General features: G+C 70.6%; 18 protein-coding genes. 14 read left to right on the plus strand and 4 right to left on the minus strand.

Going from position 1 to position 24907, the window contains the following annotated elements:
- Window positions 1-138 precede the first annotated feature (138 nt).
- Window positions 139-936 carry a membrane protein YczE gene (gene yczE / locus AC1C2R_RS10540; protein ID WP_495379860.1) on the minus strand — a complete coding sequence of 266 codons (798 nt, stop codon included), beginning with the start codon at window positions 934-936 and terminating at the stop codon, window positions 139-141.
- Between the two features lie 62 nt (window positions 937-998).
- Here yczE and yczR point away from each other — a divergent pair, with 62 nt between their 5' ends.
- The 3 genes from yczR (at window position 999) to AC1C2R_RS10555 (ending at window position 9131) form a co-directional block, all read left to right on the plus strand.
- Window positions 999-2441: a MocR-like transcription factor YczR gene (gene yczR, locus AC1C2R_RS10545; protein ID WP_495379861.1), complete on the plus strand. Its 1443-nt coding sequence runs from the start codon at window positions 999-1001 to the stop codon at window positions 2439-2441.
- Between the two features lie 156 nt (window positions 2442-2597).
- Complete coding sequence (locus AC1C2R_RS10550; RefSeq protein WP_495379862.1) at window positions 2598-5387, plus strand: esterase-like activity of phytase family protein; 2790 nt, start codon at window positions 2598-2600, stop codon at window positions 5385-5387.
- Between the two features lie 84 nt (window positions 5388-5471).
- A complete protein-coding gene (locus tag AC1C2R_RS10555; protein ID WP_495379863.1) occupies window positions 5472-9131 on the plus strand; it encodes an efflux RND transporter permease subunit in 3660 nt (1219 codons plus the stop codon).
- 107 nt (window positions 9132-9238) lie between these two features.
- Here AC1C2R_RS10555 and AC1C2R_RS10560 read toward each other — a convergent pair whose 3' ends face one another.
- Window positions 9239-10825, minus strand: coding sequence for an RNA polymerase sigma factor (locus AC1C2R_RS10560; protein WP_495379864.1), 1587 nt, complete (start codon window positions 10823-10825; stop codon window positions 9239-9241).
- A 4-nt stretch (window positions 10826-10829) separates the two neighbouring features.
- Window positions 10830-11249, minus strand: a complete 420-nt coding sequence (locus tag AC1C2R_RS10565; protein ID WP_495352432.1) for a YciI family protein — start codon at window positions 11247-11249, stop codon at window positions 10830-10832.
- Window positions 11250-11427: 178 nt separating this feature from the next.
- On the opposite strand from AC1C2R_RS10565, the gene AC1C2R_RS10570 reads away from it, so the two are divergent.
- The 4 genes from AC1C2R_RS10570 (at window position 11428) to AC1C2R_RS10585 (ending at window position 15052) form a co-directional block, all read left to right on the plus strand.
- On the plus strand, window positions 11428-11787 hold the full coding sequence (locus tag AC1C2R_RS10570; protein WP_495379865.1) for a heavy-metal-associated domain-containing protein: 360 nt from the start codon (window positions 11428-11430) through the stop codon (window positions 11785-11787).
- A 406-nt stretch (window positions 11788-12193) separates the two neighbouring features.
- Window positions 12194-14077, plus strand: coding sequence for a glycoside hydrolase family 15 protein (locus tag AC1C2R_RS10575; protein WP_495352434.1), 1884 nt, complete (start codon window positions 12194-12196; stop codon window positions 14075-14077).
- A gap of 221 nt (window positions 14078-14298) precedes the next feature.
- Window positions 14299-14460: a hypothetical protein gene (locus tag AC1C2R_RS10580; protein WP_495379866.1), complete on the plus strand. Its 162-nt coding sequence runs from the start codon at window positions 14299-14301 to the stop codon at window positions 14458-14460.
- 157 nt (window positions 14461-14617) lie between these two features.
- Window positions 14618-15052 carry a DUF6226 family protein gene (locus AC1C2R_RS10585; RefSeq protein ID WP_495380399.1) on the plus strand — a complete coding sequence of 145 codons (435 nt, stop codon included), beginning with the start codon at window positions 14618-14620 and terminating at the stop codon, window positions 15050-15052.
- 101 nt (window positions 15053-15153) lie between these two features.
- Here the strand turns inward: AC1C2R_RS10585 and AC1C2R_RS10590 are convergent, their stop codons facing one another.
- Window positions 15154-17358: a copper-translocating P-type ATPase gene (locus AC1C2R_RS10590; protein ID WP_495379867.1), complete on the minus strand. Its 2205-nt coding sequence runs from the start codon at window positions 17356-17358 to the stop codon at window positions 15154-15156.
- Window positions 17359-17518: 160 nt separating this feature from the next.
- On the opposite strand from AC1C2R_RS10590, the gene AC1C2R_RS10595 reads away from it, so the two are divergent.
- The 7 genes from AC1C2R_RS10595 to AC1C2R_RS10625 all read left to right on the plus strand — a co-directional run bounded on the left by AC1C2R_RS10595 (window position 17519) and on the right by AC1C2R_RS10625 (window position 24864).
- Window positions 17519-20374, plus strand: coding sequence for a cation-translocating P-type ATPase (locus tag AC1C2R_RS10595; RefSeq protein WP_495379868.1), 2856 nt, complete (start codon window positions 17519-17521; stop codon window positions 20372-20374).
- Window positions 20375-20457: 83 nt separating this feature from the next.
- Window positions 20458-21459 (plus strand): NAD-dependent epimerase/dehydratase family protein, encoded by a 1002-nt coding sequence (locus tag AC1C2R_RS10600; RefSeq protein WP_495379869.1) that lies wholly within the window; start codon window positions 20458-20460, stop codon window positions 21457-21459.
- Between the two features lie 75 nt (window positions 21460-21534).
- Window positions 21535-22467, plus strand: coding sequence for an arginase family protein (locus AC1C2R_RS10605; RefSeq protein ID WP_495379870.1), 933 nt, complete (start codon window positions 21535-21537; stop codon window positions 22465-22467).
- Between the two features lie 16 nt (window positions 22468-22483).
- Complete coding sequence (locus AC1C2R_RS10610; protein ID WP_495352441.1) at window positions 22484-23119, plus strand: SixA phosphatase family protein; 636 nt, start codon at window positions 22484-22486, stop codon at window positions 23117-23119.
- A gap of 94 nt (window positions 23120-23213) precedes the next feature.
- Window positions 23214-23804: a sulfite oxidase-like oxidoreductase gene (locus AC1C2R_RS10615; RefSeq protein ID WP_495352442.1), complete on the plus strand. Its 591-nt coding sequence runs from the start codon at window positions 23214-23216 to the stop codon at window positions 23802-23804.
- Window positions 23801-24607 carry a ferredoxin reductase gene (locus AC1C2R_RS10620; protein WP_495379871.1) on the plus strand — a complete coding sequence of 269 codons (807 nt, stop codon included), beginning with the start codon at window positions 23801-23803 and terminating at the stop codon, window positions 24605-24607. Before AC1C2R_RS10615 ends, AC1C2R_RS10620 begins: the two co-directional genes overlap by 4 nt.
- The gene (locus AC1C2R_RS10625; protein WP_495379872.1) at window positions 24607-24864 is read left to right on the plus strand and encodes a DUF6510 family protein; all 258 of its coding nucleotides are present in this window, start codon (window positions 24607-24609) and stop codon (window positions 24862-24864) included. Before AC1C2R_RS10620 ends, AC1C2R_RS10625 begins: the two co-directional genes overlap by 1 nt.
- Window positions 24865-24907: the final 43 nt, after the last annotated feature.

Genomic DNA, 24907 nt, shown 5'->3' on the forward strand with positions numbered 1-24907 from the left:
TCCGCGCCCGGTCGGCTTCAGCAATTCAGGAGCGGAGGCGTGTCGCCCGGCGTGTCGCCACGGTTGCGCGTGAGACACGCCATCGCCGTCCTGAATTGCTGGGAGTCGATGTGGCGGTCATGGTGGCGAGGGTCGCGGTCAGGCGGAGGATGTCGCGGATGTCGCGGGGTCGGCGGATGTGGCGGATGCCGCGGCGTCGGCGGATGTCGCGGATGTGGCGGGGGACCCGGGCGCAGCGGCATCCGCTCGCTCGATGCTCGGTGTGTCTGGCGCGTCCGGCGCGCATTCGAAGCCCAATGCGACCGGCGCGCGCGGCGTGCGCTTGATCGCGAACAGGGGGATGGTGTACCCGCAGAGCGGACCGATGAGCACCGCGAAGGCGACGGTGCCGATGCCGACGTTGCCGCCGAGCAGCCAGCCGGCGGCGAGCACGACGAGCTCGATGCCGGTGCGCACGATCCAGATCTTCCAGCCGGTGACGCGATGCAGGCCCGTCATCAGGCCGTCGCGCGGGCCGGGGCCGAAGTGCGCGCCGATGTAGAGGCCGGTCGCCACGGCGAGCAGGAGGATGCCTGCGGGGAGCAGGAGCACGCGCACCCAGAGGTCGAGCCCCGGAGGGATGAGCCAGAGGCCGACGTCGGCGGCCGGGCCGATGAGCAGGGCGTTCATGACGGTGCCGAACCCGAGTCGCTGGCGGATCGGGATCCAGAGCAGCAGCACCACGCCGCTCATGAGTACGGTGATGAGGCCGAAGCCGGCGCCGGTGTGCTTCGCGATGCCCTGCGTCAGCACGTCCCAGGGGCCGACGCCGAGCTCGCCGCGCACGATGAGTGCGATGGCGATGCCGTAGAGGAACAGCCCGACGAAGAGCTGCACGAACCGGCGTACGAGTACCGGGGTCGAATCGGCAGACTGGAAGAGGGTCGAGCGGGGCATTCTGCAATCCAATTGCATGATTGGCCTTTTAGCCAAGAGCCAATTCGTCTAAAGTGGCTCGAATGGCGGAGTCCACACTGAGCGCGCGATCGCTCGAGAACCTGCTCGGCGACTGGCGAACGGGCGCTGGCAGCGCGTATCACGCGCTCGCCGAGCGCATCCGGTTGCTCGTGCTCGACGGCCGCATCCCCGTCGACACCCGGCTGCCGGCCGAGCGCGATCTCGCCGAGCGACTCGGGCTCAGCCGCACGACGGTGACCGCGGCCTACCGGCACCTTCGCGAGCAGGGGCTCGTGCTGAGCCTGCGCGGCTCGGGCAGCGTCGCGAGACTGCCCGGAGCGCCGACGATCCTGCCGATGCCGCCCGCCGCCGACTACATCGACTTCTCCAAGGCGGCGCCCCCGGCGCTTCCCTGGCTTCCGGATGTCGCGCGGCAGGCGATCGACGACCTGCCCGAGCACCTCGGCGACGCCGGGTTCGACCCGATCGGCACGCCCGCGTTGCGCGCGGCGATCGCCGATCGTTACACGGCACGCGGGCTTCCGACGACCCCCGAGCAGATCATGGTCACGATCGGCGCGCAGCACGCGATCGCATTGCTCTCACGCGCGCTCATCGGGCGCGGCGACCGAGCCATCATCGAGGCGCCGACCTACCCGCACGCATACGAGGCGCTGCGCGCGGCAGGTGCCCGGCTCGTGCCCGTGAGCGCAGCACCGCACGACGACCCGGCCTGGAGCGGGCGGGCCGAGGCCGAGGCGCTCACTCGGGCGATCGGGCATTCGAACCCGGTCGCCGCATACCTCATGCCCGACTTCCAGAACCCGACGGGGCGATCGATGAGCGTCCACGCCCGCGAGCGTGTTCTCGATGCGGCCGCCCGCCAGGGCACCGTGATCTTCGCCGACGAGACCACCGGCGAGCTCGACATCGACCGCGCAGAATCCTTCCTGCCGATGGCAGCGTACGGCCCGGCGATCATGGTCGGCTCGGTCGGCAAGACCGTCTGGGGCGGTGTGCGCGTCGGCTGGATCCGCGGCGATCAACCGCTCATCCGCCGCCTGCTCGCGGTGCGCTCACCCGGCGATCTCGGCACGCCGATCATCGAGCAGTTGCTCGTCACGCGCCTGCTCCCGCACATGGACGACATCCTCGACCTGCGCCGCGAGCAGCTCCGCGCCGGGCGCGACCGTCTCGAGGCGCTGCTCGCCGAGGCATTCCCCGAATGGAATGTGCCGCATGTCGACGGCGGCATCGTCACGTGGATCGGGCTCGGCGCTGCCGTGAGCTCGCAGCTCGCGCTCGCCGCCCGCTCGCAGGGGCTGATCATCGCGGCGGGGCCGAGGTTCGGCATCGACGGTGCGTTCGAGCGATTCCTCAGGCTGCCCATCTGCTATCCGACCGAGACGACGGATGCCGCGGTGCAGGCGCTCGCCCGCGCGTGGCACTCGCTCTCGGGGGCGGTGCCGGCGCCCGACCAGAGCCTGCTCGCGTCGGTCGTGTAGCGGCGCGCCGGCGCGCCGCCCACCCCGCGGCATCCGCGAGCCCGATCGCTGTTCACCCGATGGCCACCGGGCGTCCACCTCGGCCGCACCGTCACGTCGCCCGGCACCGCCAACCTGTCGCCGACCCCCGTCTCGACCCGCTGGAGTGTGCCCGACATGTCCGTACGCCCACTGTCCGTACGTCCACTGTCCGTCGCTGCGCTCGTCATCGCCGGCGGCACCCTCGTGGGCTCCGCGGTCGCGGCGCCGGCCGAGGCCGCATCCGGCTCGTCCGCGTTCCATCGCACGGCGACGTATCCCGTGTTCCAGAACCTGCCGGAGGGCGTCGACCCCGCATCGGAAACGGTCGCCGAGATCTCGGCGATCACGCCCGACGGATCCACCGTCGTGTACACCGATGCACTCGGCAAGCGCATCGGCTTCCTCGACGTGACCGACCCCTCGAACCCGGTCGGCGACGGCACGATCGAACTCGCATCGCTCGGCCACGCCGACGACCAGCCCACCTCGGTCGCCGCCTACGGCGACTTCATCCTCGTCGTCGTCGATGAGACCGGCGGCGCGTTCACCGAACCGGCCGGTCGCCTCGATGTGATCCGGGCCGACGATCGGTCGGTCGTGCGCAGCATCGATCTCGAGGGTCAGCCCGATTCGATCGCGATCTCGAAGGACGGCGCCTACGCGGCGATCGCGATCGAGAACCAGCGCGACGAGGCGGCGACGCCCGCCGGTGGTGAGGAGGGGGATTTGCCGCAGCTGCCCGGCGGCTTCGTGCAGGTGCTCGGCCTCGGCGTCGACCCGGCGGCGTGGACGGTCGACCCGGTGCCGTTCCTCGAGGAGGACGGGTCGCCGATCGCCGTGATCGCCGCGGCCGGCCTCGACACCCCGACGGATCCCGAGCCCGAGTACGTCACGATCAACGCGCAGAACCAGCTCGCGGTCACGATGCAGGAGAACAACGGCATCGCGATCATCGACCTGCCGACGCGCGAGGTCGTGCGAGCCTTCTCGGCCGGTTCGGTCGCCGTCGACGGCATCGACACGAAGAAGGACAAGCACATCGACCTGACCGGCTCGATCGGGCAGACCCCGCGTGAGCCCGATTCGATCGCCTGGATCGGCGACGATCGCCTGGCCACTGCGAACGAGGGCGACTGGAAGGGCGGCACACGCGGCTGGACCGTCTTCGACGCGGAGTCCGGCGACGTCGTGTGGGACGCAGGCAACACGTTCGAGCACCTCGCTGTGCGGCACGGCCTCTCCAACGACGACCGCGCAGCGAAGAAGGGCAGCGAGCCCGAGGGGCTCGCCGTCGCCGAGTTCGACGGAGTGCCGTACGCCTTCGTGGCGAGCGAGCGGTCGAACTTCGTCGCGGTGTACGACGTGAGCGACGCGGCATCCCCGGTGTTCAGCCAGTTGTTGTTCGCGACGAACGGCCCCGAGGGCATCCTTCCCGTGCCGGGCAGCGACCTGCTCGTCGTGTCGAGCGAGACCGACGAGGCATCGGTCGGTGTGCGCGCCGCGGTCAACCTCTACACCTTCGGCGGCGAGCAGTCGGCGCAGCCGGCACAGCCGAGCATCGTCTCCGACCTCGTCGACGGTGCACCGATCGGCTGGGCGGCACTCGGCGCGCTCAGCGGGCACCCGAGCGACGCGGGCGTCGTCTACGCCGCGAGCGACGCCGCAGTCTCGCCGAGCACGGTGTACTCGGTGGATGTGACGCAGACCCCGGCGCGCATCACCTCGGCGCTGCCGGTGACCGATGGTGGTGCGCCCGTCGCGCTCGACATCGAAGGACTGCAGGCACGTGCCGACGGCGGGTTCTGGCTCGCGATCGAGGGCGCGACCGGCGCCGACAACCGTGTTGTGCGAACGGACGCCGCCGGAGCCGTCGTCGAGACCATTGCACTGCCTGCCGAGGTGACGGCCCACATCGCCAAGTGGGGACTCGAGGGAGTGACCTCGATCGGCACCGGCGACGACGAGCAGCTCTGGGTGGCGCTGCAGCGTCCGCTGTGGGCGGACCCCGCGGTCACGGGCGCCGGCGCGGCGACCGTCGACGGTGCCGACCTCGCCCGCATCGGCCGCTACGACGTGGCGTCCGGCGAGTGGGCCTGGTTCGGCTACCAGCTCGAGGCCACGGCCGTCGCCGGCGACTGGATGGGGCTCTCCGAGATCACGGCGATCGACGAGAACACCCTCGCCGTCATCGAGCGCGACAAGCTCAACGGCCCTGCGGCCGCGGTGAAGCGAGTGACGCGCGTCGAGATCCCAGAGGGCGCGCCCGCGTCCGGCACACTGCCGGTGCTCGAGAAGACCACCGCGATCGATGTCCTGCCGCAGCTCCGGGCGACCAGCGGCTGGACGCAGGAGAAGCTCGAGGGCTTCGCGGTCGCGGCCGACGGGGCGCTGTACGGCGTCACCGACAACGACGGGCTGAAGGATGCCACGGGCGAGACCGTGTTCCTCGGCCTCGGTTCGGCCGACGAGGTGTTCCCGACGGTGCCCGGAGGCCCCGGCGGTCCCGGTGAGCCGGGTGAGCCCGGTGGACCGGAGGCGCCGACGCTCGACCTCGGCGCCGATTCGGTCGAAGCTGGCGGAACGCTCGCCGTGCGCGGCGCCGGCTTCGCGGCCGGCGACGAGGTGCGGCTCGAGCTCCACTCCGAGCCCGTGGTGCTCGGCCAGGCGACCGCGTCGGCCGACGGCGCGCTGGCCTTCACCGCTCGCATCCCCGCCGCGACGGTGCCGGGGGCCCACACGATCGTCGCCGTGCTGTCCGACGGCACGACCCTGTCCGCCGCGATCACCGTCACGGCGGGTGGATCGGCGAGCGCCGCGGGCCTCGCGAGCACGGGTGTCGAGTCGATGGGGGTGATCCTCGTTGCGGCGCTGATTCTCATCGCGGGTGCCGTGTTCCTCCTGCTCGCACGGCGTCGCGCGGCGTAACGGAGACCGGATCGCGTCACCGAATGCCGCTCGGATTTCATCGGTTCGAGTTATTGCGACGTCGGCGCCTGCGAGAATCGAGCAATGCACCTGCTCGCCGCACTCAGCATGAAGAACCGCGCGCTCATCGCGCTCATCACCATTGTCGTTGCGATCTTCGGCGGTATCTCGCTCACAAGCCTCAAGCAGGAGCTGGCACCGTCGATCGAGTTCCCGCAGCTGTCGATCGTGACGAGCTACCCGGGTGCATCGCCCGACATCGTCAACACGGATGTCTCGACGCCGATCGAGACCGCGATCCAGGGCATCACCGGACTCGAGACGACCTCGACGACGAGCTCGACCGGCCTCTCGCGGGTGACCGCGAGCTTCACCTACGGCACCGACCTCGCGTTCGCCGAGCAGAAGCTGCTCTCGGCCGTGAACCGCATCTCGAGCCAGTTGCCCGCCGACGTCGACCCGCAGGTGCTCGCGCTCAGTCTCGACGACTTCCCGGTGCTGCAGATCGCGGTGACCGGCGTCGACGACATCAGCGCCCTCTCCGATGAGATCGAGCGCACGACGCTCGGCGAGATCACCGACGTCGACGGCGTGCGCGAGGCGAGCCTCATCGGCGAAGTCGGACAGCGCGTCACCATCACGCCCGACACCGAGAAGCTCGCGGCGCTCGGGCTGACCCAGCAGGCGATCCGCGACGCGTTGCAGCAGAACGGCCTGCTCGTACCGGCCGGCAGCATCACCGAGGGCGACTCGACCTTCGCCGTGCAGACCGGCACCCGCATCGCCAGCATCGAGGAGATCGCCGAGCTGCCCGTGCTCGGTGCCACCGAGCAGCAAGTGCCGGATGCCGCGACCGAGACGCCCACCGACGGCGCGGAGGTGCCCGACGCCGGCACCGAGACGCCCACCGACGGCACGGAGACGCCTGACGCCGGCGCCGAGTTACCCGGCGCCGAGCTACCCGGCGCCGAGTTGCCCGGCGCCGACCAGGGCGCCGGGACCCTCGCGACCACGATCGACGTGCCCGTCTCGGCGACGATCGCCGACGTGGCATCCGTCGAACTCACCGACAACCCCGTCTCGAGCATCTCGCGCGTCAACGGCGAGCCCGCACTCACCATCTCGGTCACGAAGCTGCCCGCAGCCAACACCGTCGAGGTGTCGAACGCGGTGACCGCGCTGCTGCCCGACCTCGAATCCTCGCTCGACACCACGAACCCGGGCGCGACCTTCACGGTCGTCTTCGACCAGGCACCCTACATCGAGCAGTCGATCGAGTCGCTCGCGACCGAGGGTCTGCTCGGCCTCTTGTTCGCGGTGATCGTGATCCTCGTCTTCCTGCTCTCGATCCGGGCGACGCTCGTGACCGCGATCTCGATTCCGACCTCGGTGCTCATCACCTTCATCGGGTTGCAGGCGGCCGACTACACGCTCAACATCCTCACGCTCGGTGCGCTCACGATCGCCATCGGCCGTGTCGTCGACGACTCCATCGTCGTCATCGAGAACATCAAGCGCCACCTCGTCGAAGGCGTCGACAAGGCTTCGACGATCGTGCACGCCGTGCGCGAGGTCGCCGGGGCCATCACGGCGTCCACCATCACGACCGTCGCGGTCTTCCTGCCGCTCGCGCTCGTCGAGGGCGTCACAGGAGAACTGTTCCGGCCGTTCGCACTCACCGTGACCATCGCGCTCGTCGCCTCACTGCTCGTCTCGCTCACGATCGTGCCGGTGCTCGCGTACTGGTTCCTGAAGCCCGCGAAGCTGCACAAGCACGACGAAGACGCGGAAGTCGCGGCGGCGGCGTTCGTCGACGAAACGCCGGTGCCGGCGACCGGCACGAGCGCCGCAGCAGCCGTCGACGAACTCGAGCACCCGTCGCGCCTGCAGCGCGGCTACCTGCCGATCATCGGGTGGACCCTGAAGCACGGCGTCGTGACGATCATCGTGGCGCTGCTCGTGCTCGGCGGCACCGTCGCGCTCACTCCGCTCATGAAGACGAACTTCCTCGGATCCTCGGGCCAGAACACGTTCCAGGTGTCGCAGGAGCTGCCGGTCGGCACGAGCCTCGGCGCGCTGGAAGCGGCGTCCGAGCCCGTCGAGCGGGTGATCCGCGGCACTGCGGGCGTCGAGACCGTGCAGACCTCGATCGGCGGCGGCAGCGGACTCGCCGCCGCGTTCGGCGGAGGCGGGGCGACCGTGACGTACTCGGTCACGACCGACGAGAGTGCCGATCAAGATGCACTGCAGGCGAGCGTGCGCGACGATCTCGCCGCCCTCGACGACGTCGGCGACGTGACGCTCGCCGCGTCGAGCGGATTCGGGGCCTCGAACGACATCGAAGTCGACATCACCGCCTCGAACGCCGAAGACCTGCAGGCCGCGACGGACGCCGTGGTCGAAGAGCTCGACGGCATCGACTCCATCGCGCAGGTGTCGTCGAACCTGTCGGAGTCCCAGCCCTATGTCGCCGTCGAGGTGAACCGAGCGGATGCCGCTGCCGCGGGCTACTCCGAGGTCGCCCTCGGCTCGGTCGTGTCCGCCGCGATGCAACCGCAGAGCGCGGGCTCCGTCGTGATCGACGAGAAGACCCTCACGATCTACCTCGCCGCCGCGAACCCGCCGGCCACCGTCGAGGAGCTGGCGGCGCTCGAGGTGCCGACTCCCGCCGGCCTCGTGCGGCTCGACTCGCTCGCGACCGTCGAGAACGTCGAGGGGCCGGCATCCGTCACGACCGTGCAGGGCCTCCGCAGCGCGACCGTGTCTGCGACGCCCTCGGGAGACGACCTCGGCACGGCGAGCGGCGCCGTCTCGGCGGCGGTCGCGGCGGTCGAGTTGCCCGCAGGCACGACGGCGTCGATCGGCGGCGTCACCGCCGACCAGACCGAGTCGTTCTCGCAGCTCGGGCTTGCGCTGCTCGCCGCGATCCTGATCGTCTACATCGTGATGGTGGCGACGTTCCGCTCGCTGCTGCAGCCGTTGCTGCTGCTGGTGTCGGTGCCGTTCGCGGCGACAGGTGCGATCGCGCTGCAGGTGATCACGGGCATCCCCCTCGGCGTCGCCTCGCTCGTCGGTGTGCTGATGCTCGTCGGCATCGTCGTGACGAACGCGATCGTGCTCGTCGACCTCGTGAACCAGTATCGAGATCGCGGAATGACCGTGCGTGAAGCTCTCGTGCATGGTTCGTCGAGGCGACTGCGGCCGATTTTGATGACCGCGCTCGCGACGATCTTCGCGTTGCTGCCCATGGCGCTCGGCATCACCGGTCATGGCGGCTTCATCTCGCAGCCGCTCGCGCTCGTCGTGATCGGCGGACTCGTGTCGTCGACGGCCCTCACCCTCGTGGTGCTGCCGGTGCTCTACGACCTCGTCGAGGGCGGGCGCGAGCGTCGCCGGGTGAAGCGGGCGGCGAAGGCGGCGGGCGGCGAGTGGGATGCCTCGGCGTCGCCGGAGTCGCCGGCGCTCGCCGTCGCGGGTGGCGTTGCGGGTGGCGTTGCAGCGACTGCAGCGGCGGCGCCTGCCGAGCCGGGCACTGAGTCGGCCGCGCCTGCTGCGGTCGACGCCGCCCCCGACGCCAGCGCCGCCCCCGACGCCGCCCCCGACGCCAGCGCCAAGGCCGACCCCGCCCCCGACGCCAGCGCCAACCCCGACCCCGACGCCAGCCCCGACCCCGACCCCGACGCCAGCCCCGACCCCGACGCCGCCCCCAACGCCGCCGACGTCTCCCCGGGCGACGGTATCTGACCCCGGCGCCCGATCGACGGGGCATCCAAAAGTCGCAGATGGCGGGCATCGGTCCACTGAGGTCGCCATCTGCGACGTTTCGGTGACTTCAGTTGTGTATTGGCGCGCTACTCGGCGGGCGGCGCGGGCGGCGCGGGCGGCGCGGGCGGCGCGAGCCCGGCGATCTTCGCGAGGAGCGACGCGCGCTCGCGTTCGTTGCCGGTGAGCCGGGCCGCGGTCTCGAGCTCGCCGCGGGCCTCACCGGTACGGCCGAGTCGGCGCAGCAACTCGCCGCGCACGGCCGGCAGCGGAGCGTAGCCGGCGAGCTTGCCGCCGACGACGAGTTCGTCGACGATCAGCAGCGCTGACGCCGGCCCCGTCGACATCGCGACGGCGACGGCCCGGTTCAGCTCGACGACGGGTGACGGGGCGAGCCGCCCGAGCGCTTCGTAGAGCACCACGATGCGCGCCCAGTCGGTGTCGTCGACGGATGCCGCGACCGCATGGCACTCGGCGATCGCCGCCTGCAGGCCGTACGCGGCACGTCCGCGGCCGACCTGGTCGGCGCGGGCGAGCGCCGCAGTGCCGCGTGCGATCTGCGACCGGTCCCAGCGCGAGCGGTCCTGCTCGTCGAGCGGGATCGGCGTGCCGTCGCGCTTCGTGCGCGCCGCGAAGCGCGAGGCGGTGAACTCCATCAGGGCGACGAGCGACTGCGCCTCGGGCTCGCGGGGCATGAGCCCGGCGACCATGCGGGCGAGGCGGATGGCCTCGGCCGAGACATCCGGTCGCACCCAGGCCTCGCCCGTCGCAGGCAGGTAGCCCTCGTTGAAGATGAGGTAGAGCACGGAGAGCACCGAGCCGAGGCGCTCGGCGTACTCGTTCGGCTCGGGCACCTCGAACGGCACCTTCGCGGCGGCGAGCGTCTTCTTCGCGCGCACGATGCGCTGCTGGATCGTCGCGGTCGGCACGAGGAACGCCCGGGCGATTTCGTCCGAGCCGAGACCGCCGACGATGCGCAGGGTCAAGGCGATCTGCGCCTCCCGGGAGAGCACGGGGTGGCACGACACAAAGATCAGGCGCAGGATGTCGTCGTCGATCGTGTCGGGGTCCCAGAAGGTGTCGGATGCCGCGGCGCGATCTCGCTCGAGGTCGTGGCCCATCGACGCGTACCGCTCGTCGAGCCGCTCGCGGCGACGCCAGCCGTCGATCGCCCGGCGCTTGGCCACCGCGGTGAGCCACGCACCCGGATTGTTCGGCACGCCCTCTGCCGGCCACTGCCGTAGCGCCTCGACGATCGCCTCCTGCGCGAGATCCTCAGCCTGGCCGACGTCGCCGACGAAGCGGGTCAGGGTCGCGACGATGCGCGCCGACTCGATGCGCCACACCGCGGCGACCGCGCGCCGGGCACGGTCGGCGTCGTCGGCGTTCGCGGCACCGACCGTGCCCGGGGCATCCGCTGCATCGATTCCGCTCGCCCGGCTGCCCGCACCCGCTGCATCCGCTGCATCGATTCCGCTCGCCCGGCTGTCCGCACCTGTTGCATCCGCTGCATCCGATGCATCGATTCCGCTCGCCCGGCTGCCCGCACCTGCTGCATCTGCTGCATCCGCTGCATCCGCTGCATCAATTCGTTGTGGGGGTGCATCTCCGCCATCCGCGCCGCGTGTTGGCGTCGGATCTGCCGGAGATGCACCCCCGGAGCGATCGGTGGTCATGGGATCAGCCGTTCGCGAGCTTGCCTTCGCGCCAGCCGGCCTCTTTCTGGATCCACTCGTTGTCTTGAGGGAAGTCCTCGAGCTCGGTGACGCGACGCACCTCGAGCTTCGAACCCGGGCCGAGGGGGCAGCGCTTGGCCCACTCGGCGGCCTCTTCGGCGCTCGAGGCCTGGATGATCCAGAACCCGTTGAAGAGCTCCTTCGTCTCGCCGTAGGGGCCGTCGGTGACGACGGGGGGCGTGGAATCGAAGTCGACGACGAAGCCCTCCTTCGCGTCGGTGAGGCCCTCGCCGGCGAGCAGGACGCCGGCCTTGATGAGCGACTCGTTGTAGGCGCCCATGGCCGCGATGACCTCGGCGAAGTCGAGGTTCTCGTACGCCTCGACGGCTGCGTCGTCGGACCGCATGATCAGCATGTACTTCATGGTTCTCTCCTTTGTGGGGAGGGGGCCGAAGTGCCCGCCTCACTCTGGCGTCGAACGGGCGGGTGCCGGATCGACATCGCTCGCGAAATTCTTTTCCTCATGCTGTCATGCGTGGTCGGCTTGCGTATTCAAGTACCCGAGGGGGGTATAGTGAGCCCAACGACGAAAGGACTCCGAGATGACCCTCGCGCCCGAAGGCAGAACCGAGATCGAGCTCTCCGACGGCAGCTGCGCATGCTGCGCCGTCGACACGGTCACGGATGCCGCGGCGCCCGCCGCGGCGCACGCGCACGCCGCCGGCACGGGTGCCGCCAGCTCACTCGTCGAGGCGAGCTTCGGCGTCGCGGGCATGACGTGCGGCAATTGCGTGCGCCACGTGACCGAAGAACTCGCCGGAGTCGATGGCGTCGATGCCGTCGAGATCGCGCTCGTCGCGGGCGGCGTCTCGAGCGTGACGGTGCGCAGCGCGGCCCCGGTCACCGCGGCTGCGATCAGCGCGGCCGTCGACGAAGCCGGCTACGAGGTGGTCGAGGGGTGAACGCACGCGGTCGGGCGTTCGCCGGCGCGGTCCTGCGTTCGCCGCTGCGGTCGTGCGTTGGCCGCCGCGGTCCTGCGTTCGCCGCGTCGGGCACGCGATGGTCGGCGTGCCGTGCGTTCGCCGGCGTCGGGCACGCGATGAGCGGCGTGTCGAACGACGACGAGCTCGGGCGGTCGAGGCCGGGCGGTCGAGGCCGCGACGCGGCATCCATTTCTCGGCTCTTTCCCGGGGTCGAGCGCATGCAAGGCGTGCTCGGCCGGTGACCGACCGCGCGACGGGCACGCAACAGGGCCCGCTGGCGCGCGGGTGTTCGGGGTGCGCGCCTCTCGCCACGGAGTCCGATGCTGTGCTGTCATGAATGGGTGACTGACTCAATGCGGGAACCGGCAATCGCAGAGGCGAGCTCGTGAACACGAGGCGGGCGCCGCAATTCGCCGGCGCCGTCGGTCGCTCGCCCTTCCCGCCGATCGCCCAGTTCGCGTTCCTCTCCGATTGCCACACCGGCGCGCTCGTCGCACCCGACGGCTCGGTCGGATGGCTCTGCCCGCCGAAGTTCGATGCGCCGAGCGTCTTCGCGACGATCCTCGACCGGCAGGCCGGCTACTTTCGCTTCGGGCCGTTCGACGTCAACGCCCCGTCGTCGCGCGCCTACGAGCCGGGCACCAACGTGCTCGTCACCACGTGGAAGACCCCGACCGGCTGGGCGGAGGTGCGTGACGCGCTCACGATCGTTCCGCGGACTGCGCCCGATACGACGACCCCGCACACCCGGGCGCCCGCCGACGACGACGCGGCGCATTGCCTCGTTCGCACCGTGACGTGCCTCGACGGACACGTCGAGATGGAGCTCGTCTGCGAGCCGGTCTTCGACTACGGGCGCGTGGACGCCGAGTGGGCGGCGACCGACGAGCACAGTGCAACCGCGAGCGGTGCCGGCGTCTCGCTGCGGCTGCGCTCTGACCTGTCCCTCGGCATCCAGGGCGGGCACGTTCGCGCGCGCCACACCCTGAGCGCGGGCGAGCAGGCGTTCTGCTCGCTGTCGTGGGCCGACGACCTCGCCGGCCCGGCGACGTTCGAAGAGGCGACCGCCGAACTCTCCCTCACGGTCGCGTTCTGGCGCGACTGGCTGAGCGACGCGAGAATCCCCGACCACGCGTGGCGCGAAGCGCTCGAACGCTCGGCCCTGACGATCAAGGGGCTCACGTACATGCCGACGGGCGCGACGGTTGCCGCCCTCACGACCTCGCTCCCCGAGACACTGGGCGGAGAACGCAACTGGGACTACCGCTTCAACTGGATTCGGGACTCGTCGTTCACCGTGCAGGCGCTGCACTATCTCGACCTCGATTGGGAGGCCGACGAGTTCGTGGAGTTCCTCTCCGGGCTCGAGGCGAACGGCGACGGCTCGCTGCAGATCATGTACGGCATCGACGGGCGGCGCGACCTCACCGAGTCGACGCTCGATCACCTCACGGGATACCTGGGTTCGCGGCCCGTCAGGATCGGCAACGGCGCGTTCGCCCAGCGGCAGAACGACCTGTACGGGGCGGTGCTCGATGCGATCCTGATGCACTCGCGTCGCAGCCAACGGGTGCCGCGATCGCTGTGGCCGCTGATCCGCTCGCAGGCCGAATGCGCGACCGCGGTCTGGCGCGAGCCCGACCAGGGCATCTGGGAGGCCCGCGGCGAACCCCAGCACTACGTGTCGTCGAAGATCATGTGCTGGGTCGCGCTCGACCGGGCGTCGAAGCTCGGCGACATCGTCGGTGACGCGGAGCTTTCGAAGCAGTGGCGCGGCGTCGCCGACGAGATCGCCGCCGACATCTTGGGCAACGGCGTGAGCGATCGCGGCGTGCTGCGCCAGCACTACGGCACCGATGCTCTGGATGCATCCGCTCTGCTCGCGGCGATCTACGGCTTCCTCCCCGTCGACGACGAGCGGTTGCGGAACACGGTGCTGGCGATCGCCGACGAACTCACCGAGAGCGGGTTCGCGCTTCGCTACCGCACTGAAGAGACCGATGACGGCCTGTCGGGGCGCGAGGGCACCTTCCTCATCTGCTCGTTCTGGCTGGTCTCGGCGCTCACGATCATCGGCGAGGGCAAGCGCGCGCACGCGCTGATGGAGAAGCTGCTCCGCATCGTCTCCCCGCTCGGCCTGCTCGCCGAGGAGCTCGACACGGAGACGGGCCAGCACCTCGGCAACTTCCCGCAGGCGTTCTCGCACCTCGCCCTCATCGAGGCCGCCCGACGCATCATCATGATCGAGCGTTTGATCGAGTTCGCCTGATCGAGTTCGCCTGATCGAGTTCGCCTGATCGAGTTCGCCTGATCGGGTTCGCCTGATCGGGTTGGTCGGTCGGGTTCGTCTGGTCGGGTTGGCCTGATCGGGTTCGGTGAGCTGCGGCATCCGCCCGATGCTGGTGCACTGGCCCGCCGCCTGTTAGGTTCTCCGCGGAGGTGCGCATGCGAGGCGGGCGAGGCACGAGGTCGAGGTCGACGGTGACCGCGATGGCTGCGGCCGGCGCACTGCTGGTACTGGTGGCGCCGACCGCGTGTGCGAACGGAGCGGTCGCCGATGCGATGCGGCAGCGGATGCTCGCTGCCTCCCCCGCTGCCGTGCGACCAGACGCGGCGATCATGACCGGCCTCCTCGACCGCGCGGGCGGATGAGCGTGACTGAAGGCCGCGATTCGAGTCGAGCATTCGAGCAGCCGCCACGAGGGGAGTCGTCGGGTGTCGATGAGATCCGGGCGGCGCGGCGCTGGGGCATCGACGGGCCGCCGACCGAGTCCTACAGCCGGGTCAGCGACCCCGAGCGCTACCGCCCCTGCATGCCTTCGCCCTCGCCCTCGCCGACGACCTCGAGGCGGAGTTCGAGGTCGAGCGCGACGACGAGCCGGTACTGGAGGCGGAACTGCGCGAGGGCGTTCAGATCCTCCGCGCGGTTCGCATACAGCCTCGACCGACGGATGCCGCGGCGATCACCATCGCCCTGACCGATTTTCCCGGTCTCGTGCTCGGGTTCGGCGAGTTCACCCGCATCGTGCTGCCCTTGTGCGGATGCGATGCCTGCGACGACCAGGTGCCGGAGCTTGTCGCGTCGGCTCGTGAGCACGTCGACGCCGTCGGGTCGGGAGGATTCGCCGAGGCATCCGGAGGCTGGGCGTCGTTCCACACCGAACGCTGGTCGAGCGATGGCGGTGGCGAGGGACCGTTCGGTCCGCGCCGCGGCTGGGAAGCGTGGCCGCCCAGGAGCTCGTGAGCGGCCTCGCCGGCTGAGCTGCACGCTGCACGCAGCACCCCGAACGCCGGGTATGGAGGTGGTCAGACTGCGGGCCGGGTGACGCTGGGCGAGCGGATGCCTCAGCCCACGCGCTCGAGCACCGCCCGGGTCGAGGCCTCGGGCCGCAGGTCGAGGCGGCGCAGCAGCTGCGCGTTGGCCGCGACGATGATCGTCGAGAGCGACATCAGGATCGCGCCGACCGACATCGGCAGCACGAACCCGATCGGGGCGAGCACGCCCGCCGCGAGCGGCACCGCGATGAGGTTGTATCCGGCGGCCCACCAGAGGTTCTGCGACATCTTGCGATAGCTCGCCCGTGACAGTTCGATGACCGAGATCACCGAACGAGGGTCGGATGACGCGAGGATCACGCCGGCCGAGGCGATCGCGACATCCGTGCCGGCGCCGATCGCGATGCCGACATCCGCCTGCGCAAGGGCGGGGGCGTCGTTGACGCCGTCGCCGACCATCGCGACCGTGAGTCCCTCGTGCTGCAGCTCCTGCACCTTCGCCGCCTTGTCCTCCGGGCGCACGCCCGCGTAGACGCGGTCGATGCCGAGTTGTGCGGCGACGGTGCGGGCAACGGGTTCGGCGTCGCCCGTGATCATCACGACCTGCACGCCGAGGGCGTGCAGCGCGTCGACGGCCTCCTTCGACTCGGGCCGGATCTCGTCGGCCAGTGCGATGGCGCCGGCCACGCTTCCGTCGACGAGCATGTGCAGCACGGTCTGCCCGCGCTCGCTCCAGCCCGCGGATGCCGCGAGCGGCCGCTGCCCCTCGCGGGCGAGCAACGCGGGGCCGCCGACCTGCACGGTGCGTCCGTCGACCGTCGCGTGCACGCCGATCGCGGCCGACGCGGTGAAGCCCGACGCTGACGCGACGAGGAGGCCGCGGCGCGCGGCATCCGTCACGATGGCCTTCGCAAGCGGATGCTCCGAGTCCCGCTCTGCCGCTGCAGCGAGCGCCATGACCTCGTCGGGGTTGAACCCGGATGCCGCGACGGCATCGGTGACCGCCGGCTCGCCCTTCGTGAGAGTGCCGGTCTTGTCGAAGAGCACCGCGCCGACCGTGCGCATCGTCTCGAGCGCGAGACGGTCGGTGATGAGCACGCCGCCCTTCGCCGCGCGCTCGGTCGCGATCGAGACGACGAGCGGGATGGCGAGGCCGAGGGCGTGCGGGCAGGCGATGACGAGCACGGTGATGGTGCGCACGACGGCGTCGTCGGGATCACCGAGCAGGGTCCAGGCGATCGCCGTGATGACGGCGGCGCCGAGCGCGAACCAGAAGAGCCAGCCCGCCGCGCGATCGGCGAGACGCTGCGCGCGCGAGGTCGAGGCCTGCGCTTGCGCGACGAGTCGCTGGATGCCCGCGAGCGCGGTGTCGTCGCCCACGGCGCCGACCCGCACCCGGATCGCCGTGTCGGTGGCGACGGTGCCGGCGACGACGTGGTCGCCGGGACCGCGCGCGATCGTGATGGATTCGCCGGTGATCATCGACTCGTCCATCGCGGCGGTGCCGTCGATCACCTCGCCGTCGGCGGGCACGCGCCCGCCGGGGCGCACGATCACGACGTCGCCGACCGCGAGCTCCGACGGCGAGACGGTCTCGGTGACGGATGCCCCGGCGTCGGCCGAGCCCGTCGAGACGACTCGCTCCGCCTCGTCGGGCAGCAGGGCTGCGAGCGCGTCGAGCGCGCTCGAGGCCTGCATGATCGAGCGCATCTCGATCCAGTGACCGAGCAGCATGATCACGATGAGGAGCGCGAGCTCCCACCAGAAGTCGAGGTGGTGGCTGAGCAGGCCGAGGCTCGCGCCGAGGGAGGCGAAGTACGCGACGGTGATCGCAAGGCCGATCAGCAGCATCATGCCCGGCTTGCGCGACTTCAACTCAGACCAGGCGCCGGTGAGGAAGGGCTTGCCGCCCCAGAAGTACATGACCGTGCCGAGGATCGGGGAGATCCAGCCGATCACGGCGTTGTCGGGCAGCCGGTAGCCGAGGATCGACGCGAACATCGGGCTGAACGCGATCGTCGGCACGGCGATGACGAGCATGATCCAGAACAGGCGGCGGAACTGGCCGACGTGGTCGCCGTGGCCCGCGTGGCCGTCGTGGCCGGCGTGGCCGCTCATGTCGTGGCCCGCGTGGCCGCTCATGTCGTGTCCGGCGTGCGGATCGTGTCCGGCGTGCGCGTCGTGTCTGCTCATCTCGTGTGCAGCCTGCCTCGTCTGCGGATGCCCCGCGCCCTCGGTGTGGTGCTCGTGCATGTCGTCGCGGGTGGCGCCCATCATCTTCCTCCGTCGTCTGCTCGTGCTCCAATACCCCCATAGGGTATCGCTCCCTCAGCAGAACACCACCCCTCGCCGTTCTGTTCCCTCACCCGGCGCATCGATCGAGCCGCGCCGTCCCGCTCTTGCGGTGGTCATGACACGCCCGGAGGATGGGGGCATGACGAGCCCCGGCGAGATCTCGACCGACGCGTTCGACCCGGTGCGAACGGATGCCGCGGAGGTGGCACGCCTGCTGGGTGTCGACCTCGACAACGGACTCTCGGGAGCCGAAGCCGCTGCCCGGCTCGCCGTCCACGGGCCCAACGAGCTTCGAGGCACGCGCCGCACCCCGCTCTGGCGCCGCATCCTCGCCCAGTTCACCGACCCACTCATCGTGCTCCTGCTCGCTGCCGTGGTGATCTCTCTCATCGCGTGGATCGTCGAGGGCGCCGACGGGCTGCCGATCGATGCCATCGTGATCGTCGCCATCATCGTGCTGAACGCCGTGCTCGGCTTCGTGCAGGAGTCGCGCGCCGAGCAGGCGGTGGCGGCGCTCGCCGTGATGACCGCGGCGCACTCGACCGTGCTGCGCGATGGCGAGCTGCGCACGGTGCCGAGCGCCGAACTCGTGCCCGGCGACGTATTGGTGCTCGGTGAGGGAGACCAGGTCGGCGCAGACGGCCGGCTGTTCCGTGCGCACACGTTGCGCACCGCCGAGGCCTCGCTCACCGGCGAGAGCGAGGCCGTCGAGAAGCACTCGGAGAGGATCGAGGCCACCGTGCCCCTTGGCGACCGCCTCGACATGGTCTACAAGGGCACAGCGGTCAACCGCGGCACAGGCAGGGCGATCGTCACCGCGACCGGCATGTCGACGGAGATGGGCTCGATCGCCACGATGCTCGACGAGACCGTCGAGGAGCCCACTCCGCTGCAGGTGGAGGTCACGCACCTCGGGCGCCTGCTCGGCCGCATCGTCGTCGTCATCGCGATCGTCGTGATGGTCACGATCGTGCTCGTCGACGGCGTCAGCACCCCCGCCGAGTTCGTGACCGTGCTGCTGCTCGGTGTCTCGCTCGCCGTCGCCGCCGTGCCCGAAGGCCTTCCGGCGATCCTCTCCGTCGTACTCGCGCTCGGTGTGCAGCGCATGGCGAAGCGGAACGCGGTCGTGAAGAACCTCTCGAGCGTCGAGACGTTGGGGTCGGCATCCGTCATCTGCACCGACAAGACCGGCACGCTCACCACCAACCAGATGACCATCGAGCGGGTCGTCACGGCGTCGGGCACCGTCGACCTCGGTGGCGTCGGGTACACGCCCATCGGCGCGGCGACGACCAAGGGCCACGAACTCGGAGAGGGCTCGCTGCGTGCCGAGGCGCAGCTCGTGCTCGGTGTGGGTTCGCTCGCGAACGACGCGCAGCTCGCTGAGCGCGACGGCAAATGGGAGATCGAGGGAGACCCGACCGAGGCGGCCTTCCTCGTGGCTGCCCGGAAGGTGGCGGGCACCGCCGAGGAGGCGGCCCGCTACGGGCGCGTGGGCGAGGTTCCGTTCAGCTCCGAACGCAAGATGATGTCGACCGCGCACCGCAGAGACGACGGCGAGGTCGTCGTGCTCAGTAAAGGCGCCCCCGACGTTCTGCTCGAGCACTGCACCCGCATGCAGCTGGGCTCCGAGACGGTGCCGCTCGATGCGAATCGGCGGGAGCAAGCCCTCGCCGACACGGAGGCTCTCTCCGAGGCGGCCTTCCGCACCCTCGGGGTCGCGTACCGTGCCGCACCCGAGTTCGAAGGCGGCGACGACGCGGCGAGGGATGCAGCAGCCATCGACGAGTCCGCTGAACACGACCTCGTCTACGCCGGTGTCGTGGGCATCATCGACCCGCCGCGCCCCGAGGTGCGCCCGGCGATCGCCGAGGCGTATGCCGCCGGCATCCGCGTGATCATGATCACGGGCGACCACCCCGCGACGGCCGGGCGCATCGCGCGTGACCTCGGCATCATCCCCGACGACGGCATCGCCCTGCCGGGTGCTCGCCTCGACGGCATGGACGAGCAGCAGCTGCGCGATGCCGTTCGCACCGTCTCAGTGTTCGCGCGTGTAGCGCCGCAGCACAAGCTGCGCATCGTCGATGCGCTGCAGGCCGATGGCCAGATCGTCGCGATGACGGGCGACGGCGTGAACGACGCGCCGGCGTTGAAGTCGGCCGACATCGGCATCGCCATGGGCATCACGGGCACCGAGGTCACGAAGGAGGCGGCGAAGATGGTGCTCGCCGACGACGACTTCGCCACGATCGTCCACGCCGTGCGCGAGGGGCGGGTGATCTTCGACAACATCCGCAAGTTCCTGCGCTACCTGCTGTACTCCAACATGGGCGAGGTGCTGACGGTCTTCTTCGGCGTCGTGTTCGGCGGCGTGCTCGGCCTCACCGGCGCCGGCGACGACGGGCTCGTGCTGCCCCTGCTCGCGACGCAGATCCTGTGGATCAACCTCGTCACCGACTCGGGACCCGCACTCGCGATGGGCGTCGATCCCGAGATCGACGACGTCATGGCGAGGCCGCCGCGAGGCATCCACGATCGAGCGATCGATACGGGTATGTGGATCGGGATCGCGACTACCGGGCTCGTCATCTCGGTGATCACGCTGCTCACCATCGACATCTTCCTGCCGGGTGGGCTCATTCCCGGCGGCACGGATCCGGTCGAGGTCGCGCGCACCGCGGGCTTCACGACGCTTGTCTTCGCCGCGTTGTTCACCGCGTTCAACGCGCGTTCGGCCGCGTCGAGCGCGTTCCGCGGTCTCTTCGCCAACCGGTGGCTCTGGGGCTCGGTGGTACTGGCCGTGGTGCTGCAGGTCGCGGTCGTCTCGTTGCCGCCGCTGCAGGTGGCGTTCGGCACGCGGGGGCTCGACGGCGAGCACTGGCTCGTCTGCGCGGTGATGGCGTCGGCCGTGCTCTGGGTCGAGGAGCTCAGGAAGGTCGGTATCCGGGCGATCGAGCGTCGCCGAGCGGATGCCCTCGCGCCCACCGACTGAGGCGATGCGCCCTCGTCGCCGCGGGAGTTCGCGTTGCGAGAACACGGCTGCGCGCGGCATCCGTCACGTGCTCGAATGGGCGCATGGACCTTCTCGTGCTCGGTGGAACGCAGTGGCTCGGTCGCGAACTCGCGCGAGAGGCGATTCGGCGCGGGCACGGGGTGACGTCACTCGCCCGCGGCGAGGCGGGTGCCGCCGCCGAGGGCTCTGCGGTCGTCGTGGCCGACCGGTCGCAACCCGGCGCTTACGATGCCGTCACCGACCGCGAGTGGGATGCCGTCATCGACGTGACCCGCCAGCCCGGCTTCGCCCGCCGCGCCGCGGCGGATCTCGCCGGCCGCGCTGCGCACTGGACCTTCATCTCCTCGTGCAACGTCTACGCGGCGCACGACGAGCCGGGCGCCGACGAATCGGCCGCGCTCATGCCGCCGCTCGCCGACGACGAGTCGACGCCCGAGACGTACGGCGAAGCGAAATCGGCGATCGAGCAGGCCTACCGGGACGCGCTCGGCGACCGGCTGCTCGTGATCAGGCCCGGACTCATCACGGGCCCGGGCGACGCCTCCGGCCGCGGTGGCTACTGGTCGGCGCGCGCCGCCCGCAGCGACGAGCCGATGCTCGTGCCCGACACCTTCGACTCCGCGGTGCAGGCGATCCACGTCGACGACCTCGTGCAATTCACGATCGACGCCGTGGAGCAGCGGCTCACCGGCGCCTTCAATGCGGTGGGCGAGCACACGACGTTCGGCGACTGGATCGAGCGGTCGCGGGCCGTCGCCGGGCACCAAGGCGAAGTCGTCGCCGTCTCACCCGACTGGCTCGTCGAGCAGGGCGTCAACGAATGGTCGGGTCCCGAATCGCTGCCGCTGTGGATCGTCGACCCCGAGTGGAACGCGTTCCTCGACCGCTCGAACGCTGCTGCCGTCGCCGCAGGGCTGCGCTTGCGCCCCCTCGATCAGCTGCTCGGCGAACTGCTCGAGTGGGAGCGCGGTGAAGGACTCGACCGCGACCGCGGCGCCGGCCTCACTGCCGAGCGGGAGCGTGAACTGCTCGCGGCGCTCCGCGGCCCCGCCCCGGTGGAGTGAGCCCCGTCTGGAATCGCAGACGCCATCGGTTTGGATGCCTCGGCTCGCGGCATCCGTCATTGCTAACGTCAGGCCATGGGCATCGCTGCGCTTCCGAACGATCCACTCTGGCCACGGGCCGGTGACTGGCCGCCGCTGGGCGAGTTGCCGGCGGATGCGCGCGCCGATCTCGCGCTGCTCGGGGTGCCGACCTTCGTCACCTCGCTCTCACCGACGGGTGCGCACGAGACGCCGGCGGCGATCCGGGAGGCGCTTCGGCGGTACAGCCCCGCGATCATGGCCGATCGGGGCCGACGTGACCACGCCACGTCGCTCGCCGGACTCACCCTCGTCGATGCGGGTGACGTCGCCGACCCCGACGGCCCCGCGGGCGAGCGCCGCGTGCGCGCCGCGGTCGCCACCGCCGCCGAACGTGCCCGCATGGTCGTCGCACTCGGCGGTGACAACTCGCTCACCTCACCCGTGGCGCTCGGCGTCTGGGGCGAGCGGCTCGGCTCGGCCGGCCTGATCACGCTCGACGCGCACTACGACCTGCGCGACGGCGTGAGCAACGGCTCGCCCGTGCGGCGCCTCGTCGAAGCCGGTCTCGACGGCCGCCGCATCGTGCAGATCGGCATCGCCGACTTCGTGAACTCGCGCGAGTACGCCGAGCGGGCCCGCGACTACGGCATCACCGTCGTGCACCGCGACGAACTGCACCGCCGCCCCATGGGCGACGTGTTCGCAGAAGCCCTCGAGATCGCGGGCGCAGGGGGCGGACCGATCCACGTCGACCTCGACGTCGACGTCTGCGATCGCGCCGTGGCGCCGGGGTGCCCGGCCTCGGTGCCGGGCGGTATCTCGGCGTACGAGCTGCGCCAGGCCGCACGGGCCGCCGGCGCCGATTCGCGAGTCGAATCGATCGACCTCGCCGAGGTGGATGCCACGGCCGACGCCCCCGATGGGCGTACGGTTCGATTGGCGGCCCTCTGCGTACTGGAGGTCGTGGCGGGCATCACGCTTCGCTGAACGCACGAGTGCACGAGTGCCCGAGTGCTCGACGGGTCGTCGCACAATCGTCGCGCTCGTCGAGTACCGTCGAACGCCCGTCGTCGAGTACCGTCGAACTCCCGTCGTCGAAAGGACCACCGTGAAGACGCTCGTGCTCATGCGCCACGCGAAGTCGAGCTGGGACACCCCGGGGCTGATCGACCACGACCGCCCGTTGAACGAGCGAGGCCGGCGTGATGCGCCGCGCATGGGTCGGCGTCTCGTGGATCGTGGAATCGCCCCCGACGTGATCCTCGCGAGCACCGCGGTGCGGGCACGATCGACGGCCGAACTCGTCGCCGGCCCGCTCGGCCTCGACGCACGGCGGATCATTGCGGACGAACGGCTCTACGGCGCATCCGTCGAAGCCCTGCTCCGAGTCATCCGTTCATTCGACGCGCGCGTGACGACGGCGATGCTCGTCGGCCACAATCCCGAGATGACCGACCTCGCCTCCCGGTTCTCGCCCGACATCGAGTCGATGCCGACGGCGGCGGTCGCCGTCTTCCGCTTCGACGTCCCGTCGTGGCCCGAGCTGCGCGTCGCGGCATCCGTCGGTCGCAGCACTGCCTCGCCCGTCAGCGTGACGTTCGATGCACCGCAGAGCGTGTCCGACTCGGACGCCCGCTGATCGGTGGGAATGATCTGACCGGTGGGAATGGTGAGGAAACCGGTGACACGGGGACTGCGCAACACTAGTGTCGAAGCCAACAGGAGGGGTCGCCATGTCGTTCATCACCAGAGGATTCAGTGGTCGAAGCCGTGAGCGCGATGACCGCCTGCCGCCCGGACAAACCCTCGTGCACGACTTTCCGGTGCTCTCGGCCGGGCCGACGCCCGAGGTCGACACGGCCGAGTGGGAGTTCACGATCCGCACCGAAACCGGCGTGCACCGCTGGAACTGGGACGAGTTCATGGCCCTGAAGATCGACGACGTCGACACCGACATCCACTGCGTCACGCACTGGTCGAAGCTCGGCACGAGTTGGCGGGGTGTCTCGCTCGACACGCTCTTCGAACACGTCGAGACCGAGCAGGAGTACGTCATGGCGCACAGCTACGGCGGGTACACGACGAACGTGCCGCTCGACGAGTTGCTCGACGGAAAGGCGTGGGTCGCATTCGAGTTCGACGGTGAACCGCTCGACCCCGAGCACGGCGGCCCGGCACGACTCCTCGTGCCGCACCTCTACTTCTGGAAGAGTGCGAAGTGGGTGCGCGGCCTCGTCATGATGGACGACAACGAGCCCGGCTTCTGGGAGCAGAACGGCTACCACCTGCACGGCGACCCGTGGACGGAAGAACGCTACTGGTGAGCGACGCCTCGACGGTCTCGTCGTCTCTGCAGACCGACGGGCTCAGCGCGGCGCTGCGAGCGGTGCCGCGTTCGGGATGGCACGTCGCCACGGTCGCCGCCGCCCAGCGCGAGACCCCGAACGCCTCGCGACTCGAACTCGACGTCGACGGATGGCCCGGCAACGCCGCAGGCCAGCACGTCGATGTGCGGCTCACCGCCCCCGACGGTTACACCGCCACGCGTTCGTACTCGATCGCCTCGTCGGGGTCGACGACGCGGGTCACCCTCGCGGTCGACAAGCTGCCCGATGGCGAGGTGTCGCCCTACCTCGTCGACGACGTACGCGCGGGCGACATGCTCGAGGTGCACGGTCCGCTCGGCGCCTTCTTCGTGTGGGCTCCGACCGCAGAGACCGGCGACGCTCGCCCGGTGCAGCTCATCGCCGGCGGATCCGGCGTCGTCCCCCTCTTCGCGATGGCGACCGTCCACGCCCGCGCCGACGACCCGACGCCGTTCCGGCTGCTCTACTCGGTGCGCACGCCCGACGACGTGTACTTCGCCGACGAGCTGCAGGCGCTCGCCGCGGCATCCGCGCCCCTTCGACTCGACCTCGTCTACACGCGCCGCACGCCCGAGGGCTGGCCGACGCAGCCAGGGCGCATCACGCGCGAGGTGCTCGAGGCGGCAGTGCTTCCCGCGACCGAGCGGCCGCGCGTCTACGTCTGCGGTTCGACCGGTTTCGTGGAGCTGGTCGCCGACTGGCTCGTCGAGCTCGGGCACGACCCGCGGTCGATCCGCACCGAGCGATACGGAGGCACGTGATGCAGCACGTCGACGGCAACTCCCTGGCCGGTCCGCTCGCCGACTTCTTCACCTTCGACGTGACGATGGCCACGGCCCGGTGCAACGGGTGCGGCGCGATCGGCGAGCTCGCCCGCGCGATGGTCTACCGCAGCGGCGTGGGCACCGTTGTGCGCTGCGCCACGTGCGACCACGTGCTCGCGACCCTCGTCGAGTCCGGCGATCGCGCGTGGATCGGGTTCAGCGGCGTGAGCGCGGTCGAGGTGCGGCGGGGCTGAGGTCGCCTGGCTGACTCGTCGACGAGCTGACCGGATGCCGCGG

The organism is Agromyces sp. Y182 (assembly GCF_059445385.1).

Excerpts from the sequence above, each read along its gene's own strand:
- AC1C2R_RS10605 (WP_495379870.1), top strand. The coding sequence starts at position 21,535 with ATGGGCATCGCTGCGCTTCCGAACGATCCACTCTGGCCACGGGCCGGT.
- AC1C2R_RS10615 (WP_495352442.1), top strand. The coding sequence starts at position 23,214 with ATGTCGTTCATCACCAGAGGATTCAGTGGTCGAAGCCGTGAGCGCGAT.
- AC1C2R_RS10580 (WP_495379866.1), top strand. The coding sequence starts at position 14,299 with ATGGCTGCGGCCGGCGCACTGCTGGTACTGGTGGCGCCGACCGCGTGT.
- yczR (WP_495379861.1), top strand. The coding sequence starts at position 999 with ATGGCGGAGTCCACACTGAGCGCGCGATCGCTCGAGAACCTGCTCGGC.
- AC1C2R_RS10550 (WP_495379862.1), top strand. The coding sequence starts at position 2,598 with ATGTCCGTACGCCCACTGTCCGTACGTCCACTGTCCGTCGCTGCGCTC.
- yczE (WP_495379860.1), bottom strand. The coding sequence starts at position 936 with ATGCCCCGCTCGACCCTCTTCCAGTCTGCCGATTCGACCCCGGTACTC.
- AC1C2R_RS10595 (WP_495379868.1), top strand. The coding sequence starts at position 17,519 with ATGACGAGCCCCGGCGAGATCTCGACCGACGCGTTCGACCCGGTGCGA.
- AC1C2R_RS10555 (WP_495379863.1), top strand. The coding sequence starts at position 5,472 with ATGCACCTGCTCGCCGCACTCAGCATGAAGAACCGCGCGCTCATCGCG.
- AC1C2R_RS10570 (WP_495379865.1), top strand. The coding sequence starts at position 11,428 with ATGACCCTCGCGCCCGAAGGCAGAACCGAGATCGAGCTCTCCGACGGC.
- AC1C2R_RS10600 (WP_495379869.1), top strand. The coding sequence starts at position 20,458 with ATGGACCTTCTCGTGCTCGGTGGAACGCAGTGGCTCGGTCGCGAACTC.
- AC1C2R_RS10625 (WP_495379872.1), top strand. The coding sequence starts at position 24,607 with ATGCAGCACGTCGACGGCAACTCCCTGGCCGGTCCGCTCGCCGACTTC.
- AC1C2R_RS10590 (WP_495379867.1), bottom strand. The coding sequence starts at position 17,358 with ATGGGCGCCACCCGCGACGACATGCACGAGCACCACACCGAGGGCGCG.
- AC1C2R_RS10565 (WP_495352432.1), bottom strand. The coding sequence starts at position 11,249 with ATGAAGTACATGCTGATCATGCGGTCCGACGACGCAGCCGTCGAGGCG.
- AC1C2R_RS10560 (WP_495379864.1), bottom strand. The coding sequence starts at position 10,825 with ATGACCACCGATCGCTCCGGGGGTGCATCTCCGGCAGATCCGACGCCA.